Source organism: Lysinibacillus sp. RU7 (genome assembly GCF_057837305.1).
The window spans coordinates 23,734-38,419 of the sequence record NZ_JBYQFK010000036.1; the positions used below are offsets into that span (position 1 = coordinate 23,734).

Annotated in this window: 13 protein-coding genes and 2 riboswitches; of the genes, 4 read left to right on the forward strand and 9 right to left on the reverse strand. The window is 39.4% G+C overall.

The window, feature by feature from the left end; all coding sequences use genetic code 11:
- Positions 1–163: 163 nt before the first annotated feature.
- Positions 164–1,618: an amino acid permease gene (locus AC3II9_RS19605; protein WP_489158170.1), complete on the reverse strand. Its 1,455-nt coding sequence runs from the start codon at positions 1,616–1,618 to the stop codon at positions 164–166.
- A gap of 130 nt (positions 1,619–1,748) precedes the next feature.
- Positions 1,749–1,924: riboswitch (Lysine riboswitch) on the reverse strand.
- 140 nt (positions 1,925–2,064) lie between these two features.
- Here AC3II9_RS19605 and AC3II9_RS19610 point away from each other — a divergent pair.
- The 3 genes from AC3II9_RS19610 to AC3II9_RS19620 all read left to right on the forward strand — a co-directional run bounded on the left by AC3II9_RS19610 (position 2,065) and on the right by AC3II9_RS19620 (position 4,889).
- Positions 2,065–3,270: a CynX/NimT family MFS transporter gene (locus AC3II9_RS19610; protein WP_489158171.1), complete on the forward strand. Its 1,206-nt coding sequence runs from the start codon at positions 2,065–2,067 to the stop codon at positions 3,268–3,270.
- 58 nt (positions 3,271–3,328) lie between these two features.
- Entirely contained in the window at positions 3,329–3,883 is a 555-nt protein-coding gene (locus AC3II9_RS19615) for a restriction endonuclease (protein WP_489158173.1), read from the forward strand.
- Positions 3,884–4,043: 160 nt separating this feature from the next.
- Positions 4,044–4,889 carry a tetratricopeptide repeat protein gene (locus AC3II9_RS19620; protein ID WP_489158174.1) on the forward strand — a complete coding sequence of 282 codons (846 nt, stop codon included), beginning with the start codon at positions 4,044–4,046 and terminating at the stop codon, positions 4,887–4,889.
- 62 nt (positions 4,890–4,951) lie between these two features.
- On the opposite strand, the gene cntE is transcribed toward AC3II9_RS19620, so the two are convergent.
- The 7 genes from cntE to AC3II9_RS19655 form a co-directional block, all read right to left on the reverse strand.
- A complete protein-coding gene (gene cntE / locus AC3II9_RS19625; protein WP_489158176.1) occupies positions 4,952–6,145 on the reverse strand; it encodes a staphylopine family metallophore export MFS transporter CntE in 1,194 nt (397 codons plus the stop codon).
- Positions 6,142–6,954, reverse strand: a complete 813-nt coding sequence (locus tag AC3II9_RS19630) for an ABC transporter ATP-binding protein (RefSeq protein WP_489158177.1) — start codon at positions 6,952–6,954, stop codon at positions 6,142–6,144. Before AC3II9_RS19630 ends, cntE begins: the two co-directional genes overlap by 4 nt.
- Positions 6,951–7,820 (reverse strand): ABC transporter ATP-binding protein, encoded by an 870-nt coding sequence (locus AC3II9_RS19635; RefSeq protein WP_489158178.1) that lies wholly within the window; start codon positions 7,818–7,820, stop codon positions 6,951–6,953. Before AC3II9_RS19635 ends, AC3II9_RS19630 begins: the two co-directional genes overlap by 4 nt.
- An 11-nt stretch (positions 7,821–7,831) precedes the next feature.
- Positions 7,832–8,638 carry an ABC transporter permease gene (locus AC3II9_RS19640; RefSeq protein ID WP_489158180.1) on the reverse strand — a complete coding sequence of 269 codons (807 nt, stop codon included), beginning with the start codon at positions 8,636–8,638 and terminating at the stop codon, positions 7,832–7,834.
- Positions 8,635–9,576, reverse strand: coding sequence for a nickel ABC transporter permease (gene nikB / locus AC3II9_RS19645; RefSeq protein WP_489158181.1), 942 nt, complete (start codon positions 9,574–9,576; stop codon positions 8,635–8,637). The genes AC3II9_RS19640 and nikB overlap by 4 nt, the downstream gene beginning before the upstream one ends.
- Positions 9,577–9,580: 4 nt before the next feature.
- Entirely contained in the window at positions 9,581–11,179 is a 1,599-nt protein-coding gene (gene nikA, locus AC3II9_RS19650; RefSeq protein WP_489158183.1) for a nickel ABC transporter substrate-binding protein, read from the reverse strand.
- A gap of 414 nt (positions 11,180–11,593) precedes the next feature.
- Positions 11,594–11,774: riboswitch (cobalamin riboswitch) on the reverse strand.
- 122 nt (positions 11,775–11,896) lie between these two features.
- Positions 11,897–12,967, reverse strand: a complete 1,071-nt coding sequence (locus AC3II9_RS19655; RefSeq protein WP_489158185.1) for a nitric oxide synthase oxygenase — start codon at positions 12,965–12,967, stop codon at positions 11,897–11,899.
- 263 nt (positions 12,968–13,230) lie between these two features.
- Between AC3II9_RS19655 and AC3II9_RS19660 the strand changes: the two genes are divergently transcribed.
- A complete protein-coding gene (locus AC3II9_RS19660; RefSeq protein ID WP_489158187.1) occupies positions 13,231–13,398 on the forward strand; it encodes a hypothetical protein in 168 nt (55 codons plus the stop codon).
- Positions 13,399–13,451: 53 nt separating this feature from the next.
- On the opposite strand, the gene AC3II9_RS19665 is transcribed toward AC3II9_RS19660, so the two are convergent.
- Entirely contained in the window at positions 13,452–14,375 is a 924-nt protein-coding gene (locus AC3II9_RS19665; protein WP_489158189.1) for an MBL fold metallo-hydrolase, read from the reverse strand.
- Positions 14,376–14,686 lie beyond the last annotated feature (311 nt).

A 14,686-nucleotide genomic window follows, 5' to 3' on the forward strand; every position in this document is an offset into this window, starting at 1 on the left:
GTTATGTAATATCTGTTGCTAGTAAAAAAAATACTATATACGATTCTATATTTTTTCAAAAAGTTAGTATTCATTATAACAGGTTCTTACAATCAGAAAAGTAGCGAAATAATATATTTCACATAACAAAACGGCTCACCATACGGGAGCCGTTTCTATGTCATTAATAATCTAAATCACACTTTTCCAGTGGGACGATTTTTGTTTTATGTTTCATTTTATAACCTAACCATAGCATGGCGAAGAGTGGAAGTCCGATATACGATACTAATACACCGTACCAGTCAATCGTACCGCCTGTAAAAGCTGTATAGTTTTGACCAATAATGACAATCATACAGACAACAAAAGCAAATAACGGACCAAATGGATACCATGGTGATACATAAGGTAAGTCTTTAATATCACGGCCTTGCGCAACATACGCTTTACGGAAACGATAATGACTAATCGCAATCCCTACCCATGCAATAAAGCCAGACATCCCCGATGCGTTCAATAACCAAATATACACTACACCATCCCCAAAGAATGATGCTAAAAACGATAACGAGCCAATCGCTAATGTTGCGAGCAACGCATAAATTGGAATGCCACGTGTATTCACTTTTGCAAAGAATTTTGGTGCCTTCCCGTCAACGGCTAATTGATACAGCATACGGCTTGCGGCATACAGACCCGAGTTACCTGCTGACAGCATCGCCGTTAAAATAATCGCATTCATCACAGAAGCAGCAAATGCCACCCCTAATTGATCGAACACAATCGTAAATGGACTCATCGCAATATCATCCGATAATAGACGCGTATCTGTATATGGAATTAATAAACCGATTGCACCAATGGCAAAAATATAGAATAATAAAATACGCCAAAACACAGAACGAACTGCTTTTGGAATATTTTTTCCTGGATCATCTGTTTCACCAGCGGTTACACCTAGCATTTCTGTGCCTTGGAATGAGAAACCTGCTGCTAAGAAAATACCAAACATCGCCATAAAGCCACCATTAAACGGCGCCTCTTCTACAAAGAAATTAGATAATCCGACTGGATCATGGCCACCTAAAATACCAAAAATCATTAAGAAGCTGACAATGATAAAAATAATAACAGTCGCTACTTTAATCATAGCAAACCAGTATTCACTCTCACCATACGCTTTAACAGATAATAAGTTAAACGATAATACAACGACAATAAATAAGACTGTCCACAGGAGCGAAGAACTATCCGGGAACCAGTATTTCATAATAATAGATACAGCGGCAATTTCGGCTGCAATCGTAATCGCCCAGTTATACCAATAGTTCCAACCTAGCGCAAAGCCAAATGCTGGGTCAACAAAACGCGTTGCATACGTACTAAACGAACCTGATGTTGGCATAAAAGCGGCCATTTCCCCAAGGCTCGTCATTAAGAAATACACCATCACGCCGATTAATGCATAGGCAAGCAATGCTCCCCCAGGACCCGCCGTTGAGATAGCCGAACCAGACGCTAAAAATAGCCCTGTTCCAATTGTACCGCCTAACGAAATCATGGTGATATGACGACTTTTTAGGCTACGCTTCAGCTCAGACTTATTGCCAAGCTGATCAATTTGAATATTACTCATACATATAAAACTCCTCATTTTTTTTGTTGATTGTATTTCGGTTTCGAGGCTTGAGCATTTAAAAAATTTATTTTTCAAACAAAAAACCGCCATAAAAAGTTATGACGGTATCCGAAATACCTCATCAACTTGAAACGATAGCTCACCCGCGCAAAACGCGGCAGTTCTGTCCCTTTTCGAGTACAGCCCCAGCATAGTATCTGAAGAGCGATACTATACTTCGGCAACTATTCCTTTCATAAAGCTTCACGGATTCTCCCAATCTCAGCTATACTAGTCATAATAGTCGCGACCTCTACCCCACTTTTCACATGAGGCAAAAAATATTAAATTAGAATATGTACATGAGTCTAACATAGCAATTTTTTGTTATCAATCGTTTCGGTACTTTTCTTTATTTTCTAACATTTCAAAACAGTCAAACATTATTTTAAGGAGTTTTCATCATGGCAAAGTCATCTAACTACCAAAGCAAAAAAATACAATTAAATCGGAAAGTCATTCTATTTTCTTTATCCATTATTCTATTTGCAATGACCCTTCGAACACCACTTACCGTTGTAGGACCCATTACATCATTCATTCGAGATGGATTAGGCATTTCAAATGTGCTTGCCGGCTTCTTAACGACCATTCCATTACTCGCATTCGCGGTTGTTTCACCTTTCGCACCGCGGATTGCGCAACGTTTCGGCATGGAATGGACCCTATTCTACTCACTCTTACTACTAATAGCTGGGATTGTTTTACGCTCCCTTGGCACAACATCTCTTTTATTGCTAGGCACAGTACTGATTGGGATCGCGATTTCATTTGGTAATGTACTTATTCCAAGCTTCTTTAAAATGCGTTACCCACTGCATATCGGGATTTTAACTGGGATTTATACGGTTTCCATGAATTTATCAAGCGGTTTTGCTGCAGGAATTAGCTATTCTGTTGCGACAGCGACAAACTGGCAAATAGCTTTAGGTATTGCGATTCTTGCTGCCATTATCGGCATCATTTTTTGGATTCCACAGCTACGCGAGGAAAAGGTGGCATTAACAGGCTCTACATCGAAAGGAAATGGTTGGGGGATGCTAATCCGTTCTCCGATTGCATTAGCAGTTATGGTTGCGATGGGGATGCAATCATTTCTGTTTTATACAATGGCGGCATGGATTCCAGAAATTTATATCGCACAAGGCATTGATGCAAATCATGCAGGATGGCTTATTTCCATTATGCAGTTTGGTCAAATTCCTATGACCTTTTTAACACCGATTGTAGCGGCCAAAATGACAAATCAACGCCCAATTGTACTCATGTTTTCTGCCTTTTATTTGCTCGGCTTTACGGGCGTGTTAATGGAATGGACAAACTATGCCTTTCTTTGGATGGTCTTTTTAGGCTTTGCAGGTGGTGCATCATTTAGTTTATCCATGATGTTCTTTACCCTTCGTACTACAACGGCTTACGAAGCGGCTGAACTTTCAGGGTTTGCGCAATCGATTGGTTACTTACTAGCAGCTATCGGTCCAACATGTTTCGGGCTGCTTCACGATGTAACTGACAACTGGTTCGTGCCGAATATTATTTTCATTGTGATAGCCATTTCTTTAGCAGTTGCGGCATATATTGCAAGTAGCAACCGAACGATTCACGATTAATACAAACATACGTACTCATTTATGATATAATCATTCATTATATCTAAAGGAGAAAAGTATGTTTCGGAAACGTCGAAAAAAGAAGAAAAAACGCATTCCACTCATGCGGTTGCTGCCATTTTTAATAGCGGGAGGCATCGGCTGGTACTATATAGAAACCGTTAAAGGATTTGGTGTCGGTGTTGGTGCATATGCATTATTATGGCTCGGTTTGAAAACGTGGCTACGCTCACATGAATCCTCACGCTTACGTAAAGCCGGCATTGCAGAAGTCGATCAAATGACGGGCGAAGCATTCGAGCGTTTCCTTGGCGAGTTATTTAAACGTCGTGGTTTTAAAGTATCGTATACGGCAACAAGTGGTGACTATGGCGCGGATTTAGTTTTAAAAGATGGGAAAGATGTCATCGTCGTCCAAGCAAAACGCTATTCAAGCTCCGTCGGGGTCAAAGCCGTGCAGGAAATTATCGGTGCCATTAAAATGTATAATGCAACAGAAGCATGGGTTGTCACAAATAGTTACTTTACAAAACAGGCGGTGAAGCTGGCAAATATTAATGACGTCTATTTAATCGACCGTAAAGAGCTAATCGACATGATTTTGGATAAATAATAAAAAGTAGTATCTCTTAAATAGAGATACTACTTTTTCATTTGTTGGAAAGAAATTTACGACCGCCCTCCCTCAAGCAAAATATTACAACTTTTCGCAAAGACGTATTAATATTGACATTCGTATCAATACTAGCTTGTAAATGTTGAGGAGGATTTCAATGGGGCTACCAATACGAATGGACTATGCGATTAATCTCCTTCGCACAGCGGAATATGCGGAAGCGAAAATTGTGTTCAATCAATTATTAAAAATGTATATGTCACAGGCACAAACAGAAAATAGTGGTCTTTGTTTATATCAGCTCACTACGATTGCTTATATGCGCGGGGAAATGCAACAGTTTCACACTCTTTTTACTCGCTACGAGAAACTAATTCATGAGACAAGCCAACCACAGCTACAAGCACAATATTCTATACTGAGAGGGCTTACGCAACTAACCGCCGAAAATTATGAACAAGCCATTCAAGCGTTTACAAATGCTTTACCAATTGCAGAACAGTCTAAATTAGCAGATGAGAAAATAACCGCCTTACTACATATTCAAAAATGTCATATTGCATTGCAGCATTTCGAATCGTCACTTGAAATGAGTGATACTTACTGGGAAAAATACGCCGATATCATTACATTCGCGCCTGCATCACATCTCTATTACATGTTAAATCGAGCAGAGACGCTCCTAGCACTGCATCGTCTTAAAGAAACAAATGCGCTTCTCCAAAAATGCGAACAGCAGGCCGACTTAGGAAGTATGCCAAAAGAACATATAAAGACACTTATACTACGTGCCTATTACTATATGGAAAAAAAGGAACTCCACTACGCCATGGATGCTTTGCAGCAAGCGCTCATTGTGGCAACAGAAATTGAGGATATGCAGCTGTTACATGAACTATACGAGGCACTCGTAAAAAACTGTGAACTACGCGGAAAAACAAAACATGCCCTGCAATTTGCGAAAAAGCAGTTACAGTTGCAACAGGAATTTGTAAAGAAATGAACTTGTACACATTTTCCCCGTACGCACATACGGGGAAAATTGCATGTACTAGCGTCACGCTATTAATTAATCGAGACTTGTTTAATATTAGCGTTCGCTTTTTGTGCCGTAAAATTATAAAGTAACGCCACAACACCGAGTAACGAGCACGTCGCAAACATCATTTCGTATGAAACGAATTGTACGATAAAGCCCATGACCATACCGCCCATTGAAAAGCCTAAGTCATAAGAAGCTAAAAATAGCCCTAATAAAATATGACGTTGTGCATCTGGTACAACAAATGAAATATATGTCGTTAATGTCGGATAGAGCATCGCGGTAGCAATACCATTAAAAATAGCGCTAATATAAATAAACGAACCAATCATCGGCAACAAGGCTAGTAAACTCGTCCCAATAATAGAGCTTACTAAAACAAGCGCAATAAATTTCGGATGCCACTTGCCATCTGACGGAATGTGCTTACGGAAAAAGAAGCGGCTTCCTACAACAACGATTGCTTGTAAAAATAAATAGAGTGCCGCATTACCCGTTCCAGTTGTGACAAAATAAAGCGGTAAAAAGGCGGTAATCGCCCCAAAAATACTGGCACCGATTAACATGACCCCTGAAGACACAACAAGTCCGTTATGTTGTCGCGCTACCTTCATCGCCGCAAACATTTCTTTAAACGTAAATGATGCATTGTCCTTTTTCGTTTTTGGGAGTGGTGATTTGATGAAAAACAGGAGTGGGAAAAAAGCTAAAGTCGCTACTAATACTAACAACCACATCATGTCCCCCTGATACCATAAAAACAGCGCTAATGCTGGACCATATAGCCCTGGTAATACCGTTGATAACGAATACATCGCCATCCCTTGTCCGCGGTCCTCGTCACGCAGTACTTCCGTAATCCCAATTTGCATCGCCATCGAGAAAAACGCTGTTACAAAACCTTGTAAAATACGGACAGCATATAAGCTATCGACACCTAACCATATGTATAATAATAAAGCACCGGCATGACCGACTAATAACCATTTCATAATGGTGAATACGCTATGCTTAACAACCATTTGCCCTGCCCACGGACGTAAAATCATACAAATAAACATATACATGCCCATCATAATCCCAATTTCCGCTTCTGGCATACCATGGTCCTTCGCCTGTAATGGGAAAATAACGGTTAATACTGAATTGGCTGTAAAGTAAAACATCGCAAGCCCATACATTTGAAGCATGCTAATGGATAACGGGCTTTTCTTCACGATACGCGACCTCCCACCTCTGCTAAATAATTGTGAATACAATCAATGGATAATTGGGCAGCAAGTAAAGCTTTACTTGCTTCATGCTGGACAGAAGCTAAATCACAAGCCGCTACTTGCTCCACAATTTGTCCTTGATGCATAATCGCTACTTCATCGGCAAATAATTTCACCGCATGTAGATCATGTGTAATAAAAAAGTATGTTAAACGGAGCTCTTGTTGTAATCGTTTCAGTAGCTGTAAAATACTAATTTGCACTAAAATATCCAAGCTATTAATGGATTCATCCAACACAATGAGCTTTGGCTTTGTGGAGATGGCACGTGCAATCGTAATACGCTGTAATTGCCCGCCGCTAAATTGATGGGGATATTTCAGCATATCCTCTTTTTTTAGCCCGACCATCTCAAGTAATTCACCGACGATTTGCTCGATTTCAGCTTTTGTTAACTTTTGATGCACACAAAGTGGTTCAGCAATAATATCTCGGATTTTCATTTTCGGATTCACGGCACTATGGCAATCTTGAAACACTACCTGTAACGCATGCTGCAGGAAGCGACGTTCGCTGCTAGTTGCTTGGTGAACATTCATATGTTGGAAATAAATCGATCCACTATCAGGCTTTTCAATACCTAATAGCATTTTACCAAGCGTACTTTTCCCTGAGCCACTTTGTCCAACTAATGCAAAGCAACAGCCTTCTTCAATTGTTAGCGATACATCCTTTACTGCTTGAATGTGGTGCGGCTTTTTAAATAAGGCTTTTTTAGTATAGCATTTTGACACTTGCTCAATTGTAATCACACGCTTCCCTCCATTCGAACCCAATGACCTGGATCACATTGCATTAATTCACCTGTAATTTCTTCATCAAAACGGTCGATTAAATCCGCTAATTGACTATGCTCATCTCGTGCTGCAACAAGCCGTTGCGAGTACCGGTGACGTGGATGCTGTAAAATATGGCTAGTCGGCCCCTTTTCTACAATAATTCCGTGACGCATCACAATAATTTCCTCAGCTAAATTGGCAATGACACCTAAATCATGTGAGACAATGAGCATCGCCATCTCCGTCGTGGCATGTAATTGTTTTAACTCTTTTAAAATTTCAAGCTGTGTCGTCGTATCAAGTGCTGTCGTCGGCTCATCCGCTAATAATAGAGACGGATTTAAACTCGCCGCAATCGCAATCATGACACGCTGTAGCATACCACCGCTCAACTCATGCGGATATTTCTTTAATATGTTTTCATCAAATAGCTGAAACCTTTGCAACTGCTCCTTTGCATGTGCAATCGCCTGTTTTTTCGTTACTTTTCGATGTGCTTGAATCGTCTCTGTAAAATGTTCACCAATCGTAACAATAGGATTAAACATCGCCATCGGATTTTGCATAATGAGTGCCATTTCTTTCCCGCGTAGTTTCCGCATTTCTTTTTCAGACAGCTCAACTAAAGACATGCCATTAAAAGAAAGGTTACCTGTTACTGTTCGTTTTTCGCGAAATAATTGCATAATCGTTGTACATAATACAGATTTGCCACTGCCACTTTCCCCAATAATACCGACTACCTTTCCTTTCGGTATAGAGAAGCTGATGTTGTGCAGCACATGCTTTTCGACATGACCATTTCGCAATGTAACATTTAAATTTTCAACGGCTAACATATTCAGCCCTCCTATGTCGTTTTCGGATCGAGTACGTCTCGTAGTGCATCCCCAAAAGCATTAAAAATAAGGACTGTAATTGAAATCATTATCCCTGGAATAAGCATCAACTCGGGCTTTGTCAGTAAGTATGTCTTACTTTCGCTAATCATCATGCCCCATTCAGCAGTTGGTGCTGTCACACCTAGCCCTAAGAAAGATAACTCCGAGATCATTAAAATAGTTGAGCCTAATCCAATGAATTTCAGCAAGAGCATTTGTGGGAAGACGAACGGTAAAATATGTCGCACAACAATCTTCCATTTCGATACACCACAAACACGGGCATACGTGACATAATCTGTTTCCTTTAAACTCACGACCATATTACGAATAATGCGTGCAAAGCCGACCCACGTGACCAGTACAATGGCAATAAGTAAATTTTTCATGCCAGCACCTAATGCCCCGACAATGACTAACGCAAAAACAAAATTCGGAATAGCCAGCAAAATATCACAAATCCGCATAAGAAGCATATCTAGCCAGCCCCCGATAAAGCCCGCTGTTAAGCCTATGACCATACTAATCACAAGCGTCGCCATCAACACAACAAAAGCAATGGATAGGGAAACCCGAGCCCCCTCGATTAGCCGTGACAATACACAGCGGCCTAAATGATCGGTGCCTAATGGATACTGCGATGAAAAGCCTTGTAACTTCATGGCTATATTCGGTGCATGTGGATCATTTGGCATTAACCACGGCGCAAAAATCGCTACTAAAAATAAAACGCCTACTAAAAAACTACTCATATAAAGTGCCCATTTTTTGTTCACGAAGCATCCTCCTTTATACGAATACGCGGATCAATCCATGCACACACCAAATCAGCCATAAAATTAATTACGATATAGAAGAAACCAATGATAAAGATAAATGCCTGTAAAACGGAATAATCACGCGCTGTAATCGCTTCTACAATAAAACGACCCATACCTGGAATCGTAAAGACAATCTCGACAATTGCTGCTCCGCCTAGCAGCACACCGATCGTCATGGCGAGTGACGTAATTAATGGTGTGAGCGTCCCTTTAAAAATATGACGACGAATAATAATATGCTCTGGTACTCCACGCGCTCGCGCAAATGTCACAAATGGCTGATCCATTTGCTCAATCATGCTCGTCCGAATCATGCGTACATAATACGGGACAACCCCTAGTGCCAACGTTAAAGCAGGTAATATCATCGTATCTACTGTTCCCCAGCCCATTAACGGTAATAAATCGAGCTTTAATGCCACCGTATAAACTAACACAAAGGCTAACCAAAAGCTCGGCATCGAAGCAATCGAGAAAATCGTTAAGCGCGTCATGCGGTCAAACCAAGAGTCACGTTTCACAGCACTGATGATCCCAATTGGTACACATAGCAACAAAATAAAAAGAAATGCAACAACCGCTAGCTGCATCGTCACACCAAAACGGCTAAATAGCTCCGTGCTTACAGGATTATTCGTCATAAAGGATGTACCAAAATCGAACTGAATAGCACCTGATAGCCATTGTACGTACTGTGTGAACATAGGCTGATTTAGCCCATGTTCCTCACGTACTTGTTCCATCGCCTCTTCGGTTACAGGCAATTGATTAGCTTGAAAATATGCCTCTATTGGATCAACGGGCATCACGCGTACTAAGAAGAAGGCAATGATTGTGATCCCCCATAGCGCTAGCACCATGCTCAGTAGACGTTTCGTTAAAAATTGCCCCATCTCATCACTTCATTTCATACAAATTGATTGGTACTTCGTATTGTTGTGGGGAGAATGTAATCGTTTCGAATACATCGTTCGCCACTAAATAATTTTGACGATATGAAATGGGCATGAAAATCGCTTCACTTTGAATCGTTTGAATAATACTTTCGTACAGCGCGTGACGCTCTGCTTCATCGGTTGAACGAATCACACGTGTAATATCATCCGTTAACTTCGCATTCGACTCAATACCCGCTTTCGCATAAAAACCGATTTGCTTTTCACCTGTCATTGTACGCAGGTACATATGCGGATCATAAGGCGCTCCCCATGTATCATTGAACATGAGATTATATTCGCCTTCTTTTGAACGCATATAGACTGTTTGACTTTCTTCCCCCATTAAATTGACTTCCACACCAATCTCTTTCCATACACCTTGCAAATATTCAAAGATGGCCTTATGCACTTGCTCACTGCTGTTATAAGGAACTGTCAGTGTCAACGTTTCACCATTCTTTACTCGTATACCTGTCTTTTCATCCATTACCCAGCCTGCTTCATCCAAAATAGCAGCCGCTTTTTGTACGTCATAAGCATATGATTCTACTTCAATATCACTATAAGGGAAGCCCGGTGCAAATAATGAACGTGCTTCTTGCTCTAAACCGTTTAATACGTGCTCCACAATCGTTTGTCGATCAAGTGCATGCTGTAATGCGATACGTACTGCCTTCTCTTGTGTCACACCGTATGTTGTATTGAAAGATAAAATACGTGTTGATAAAGGCTCTGACACTTTTGTGACGTACTGATTATTTTGCTGTAATGTCGCAAATTCAGCTGGTACAAGCTGCCCACTACCAAAAATGAGATCAATATCTCCTTTTTCTAAGGCCATCATACGTGCTTGGGAATCTGCAATCACTTTTACTACTACTTTTTTAATTGACGGCTTTTTACCCCAATAGTTTTCATTACGTGTAAATTCTGCATAACGATCTTGCTCATACGCAGTTAAAATCCACGGACCTGTACCGATTGCTTTTTCAATCCCATCTGCTGTACTACCACTTTCCGGGAATCCCGCGTCCCCTAGCATACGAAGCGGACGAATAAGTGATAACTCTTGTAGGAACGGATAATACGCCTCTTTCAAATGAATTTTTACCGTTGTATTATCCACCACTTCTACTTGGTCAATAACAGTCACTACCTCTAACCAGCTATGTGCTGCACTATTTGCGATAACGGTATCAAAATTACGTTTTACATTTTCAGCTGTAAGCAATGAACCATCAGAATATTGCACACCTTCACGTAGCTTGAATGTATAAATCTTCCCATCCAATGACATGTCCCATGATTCCGCTAATCCAGGTGAAATCGTGCCATCGTTTTCATACACCACTAACGGATCATACAACATTGCTTGAGCAAACATTTCATTTGGCGAATATAAATGTGGATTCACTTCCCCAATATCCTTTGGCCAAGACATCACTAGTGTATTACTTGATTCCTTTGCAGATGTAGCTGCTGTTTGCTCATCATCTCCACACGCTGTTAACAACATCAATATCATTACTGATATGAATAAAATATAAATACGCTTCACTGTTATTCCTCCTATTTTCTAGAAAATGATTCTTATTATCACCCTGATTGATACGTCATTTCACCGCATAGTAAACATCTTGTTTATGTATCCTTGTCATTTCTTGACTGAAAATGACTTGAGAAATAATATCATTTTTCATAAATACTATTCCTTATCAATTGCTAAAATCACTAAATACTTTATGAACGATTTACTTTTATCTCCTCCATGCTTGAATTATGAATCTACTATAGTAGTAATGATTACTATTATCAATTAAATTATACACTTTTCATTTAAAATAACAATCTTCTTTTTTCATTAACAAAAAAGTGCATAAAAAAATACACTTCCTAAGAGAAAGTGCATGGGTGCATTAGTAAATAAGCAAATTGAACATTTGCTTTACTTCGCACCTATCCTCGTAGGTTGAATCGGGCTTAATTTTTGGCAGGTCTCCTGGCTTATCATCAATGCTCCTCACACCTTCCCGTTATAAAACAGTGGCTTCTATGTGATTTGCTCCGAATTACAGTTGCGGGACAGCGACGGACTTTCACCGTACTTCCCTTTTAAGCTAATTCGCATTAGCACCAAAAATCATTCAGTTTTATCATTATGGAACAGTTTAACAATAACAGTAATAAATTTCTATATTTATTTTGTTTGAAATTTCAAACAAAATTATAAAAATAAAACAAAATAGCCCAGACAGATTGGGCTATGAATAGTTCGTTAATATGGATTTTTTTGATAAAAATAATTTGGTTTATGAATGATATTAGGAATTGGTTGATGGAAAATATGTGTTGTAGCTGGCGATACAGGTGGGATTAACCACGTCCAGTTGCCTGTGACATCACGATTGGATTTCCCTTCCTGCTCTTGAAACAACTTAAATTGTTGTGCGGCTGTATGATGGTCAACAATGCTGACACCCGCCTCCTTAAAGGAATGCAGTACCGCAATGTTCAATTCCACTAAAGCACGGTCCTTCCATAATGAACTATTTGTCTCACGCTTCAGTCCCATTACATCCGCTACTTTTGGCAAACAATTATAACGATTCGTATCTGCCAAATTGCGTGCGCCAATCTCTGTACCCATATACCAACCATTAAACGGCGCGGCCTCAAAATCAATGCCACCACAATTAAAACGCATACTCGAAATAATCGGCACCGCATACCATTTTAATTGTAGCTTTTGAAAGGCAGGATACTCAGGATGTGTAATGTCTACTTCCAGTACATACGATTTTGGAATCTCAAACCACTTAGGCTGTTTACCATCTACCTGAATGACGAGTGGTAACACATCGAATGGTGTGCCCTCCCCCTGCCAACCAAGCTTCATACATTGTCTTGTGAAAGTAACCGAATCTGGATCACCAACAATGCCCTTCGTCGTTTCATACCCTGCGTAGCGGATAAGCTGGTGATTCCAAACGCGTACCCTCTTTGATGCAAACACTGTAATAGCAGGACGAATTTTCCCTTCGTTTGTTGCATAGTCAATGTGCCTCAGTAATGCGCGAAAAATATCTTCCTCATTTTGTAGACTGCGCTCATCAAATACATGCAGTGACTGCCAAAAAAGACGCCCGATACATTTATTACTATTTCGCCAAGCAACGCGCGCACCAAATTCTAATTCATCAAAAGTCGGTTCATAGCTACCGATTACTTGGATTTCGGCTACACGCTGCTGTAACCATACTTCGGTCATTTCTTTTTCTTGTTTATATTTATTTAAAAACTCGATTACTTCTTGTCGTTCACGTTCATTTTTTAATAATAAGTTCATCTGCTGACGCCTCCATTGCTTTCATTTTAGAAGAAGGAATATCCCGATGACAATGAATGTAGACAGCCACAAAACATGTATTTTTCATATATGACTAATAATAGACAAAAACAAGCGGACAAGTTTTCTCACACTAAATCATCCTTTATCATTTATGATGAAGCAAACAAGGATGAGCCTCTTGATTGAAAAGATTGGACAGGCGAAACATTCATATCAAGTCCAACGAGTAGTCATTGTATTAAGTTTATGAGTCACTATGTATGAAAACATCGTGCGTGTCATTATGGAAAAAGACTATTCTCTTAATGAAAACAGATGACATCGATCTTTATTTAATCGCTAAAGTCTTAATTGGTACTACAGTAACAAATGCCAAACTAGCCATGTTACAACTATTTAGCAGTATAACTTCTATAAAGCAATTTTAAATCTGCAACATACATAGACATATTATTTTTCAAAAACCATGCAGCTATACTGCCTAGAAAACTAGTGTTTCTCCCAACTTTAAAATTTTTAAATTCTCCATATCAAGCCTCTTGTTATTCCACTTAGCTACTAAACGGTCCAGTGCTTCTTTGGGTGTGTCATCTGCAAGGCGAAAAGAATCGTAATGCATCGGAATAAAGAGATCTGCTTTTAAATCCTGGTATCCCTGTACCGCTTGTTCTGGTGTGAGATGTTGCGATTCCATAAACCATTCTGGTTCATAGGACCCAATTGGCATTAAGACGCAATCCACCTTAAATTGCCTTCCAATTTGTTTAAAACCATTATGATATCCAGAATCACCAACAAAATAAATATTAGCTTTGTCCCCTTCAATCATCCACCCGCCCCACAAGGATTTATTTAAATCATTCAGGTTTCTTCGTGACCAATGAAGGGAGGGGATAAAAGAAATTTTTAATCCCTTGTGAAACATGGAATCCCACCAAGAGAATTCTTTCGTATTATTTAGCCCTTTTCTTAAAAAAGTGGATTTTAATCCTTTCGGAACTAAAAACAGTGGGTTGCCCTTTAACTTAATTAAGGTACGAAAGTCAAGATGATCATAATGATTATGTGAAATTAGAACAATATCAATGTCTGGAATATGTTCAATCGGTACGCCGGGTTTAGTTAATCTTTTTTCAAACCCTAGTCTTGATGCCCAAACTGGATCGGACAGTATATTTAAACCCTTCAGTTGAATTAAAAAGGTTGCATGACCAATCCAAGTCACAGCAGTTACCTGACGATTACTTCCAATAAATTCTGTTTCCACTTTTTCAATATGTGGGACCTGAAACGAAAGATCTTTCTTTTTTAAGAACCTTTCGACTCGCCATTTTAGTAAGTGTTTAAATGAAACTTTCTCCACTGCATAAAATTCTTTTTCTTTCAATATTAATTCCCCCTTCATACTTTATGGTAAGACAAATAAAAGACTGTCTTGACAGCCTTTTATACTCAGTTTGAATTATGATATTATGGTTTAAACAAATCCCTAACTTTACATTTAATATAATTTAAAAGTAGTAAAAAATAATATATACAATAATGAGGATCGGAATTAAAACTGGTATTAAACTATTTTCAATTACTGTATTGGCTTCTTATCCCGCTAAAGTTTGATCGCCGACATAAACTTCTACATTTGAGTTAATTTCATAATTCCAAACCCTTGTCTCCCAAGGGTTTCAAAACAATAAAAAATGGGCACCTCCCCCAATT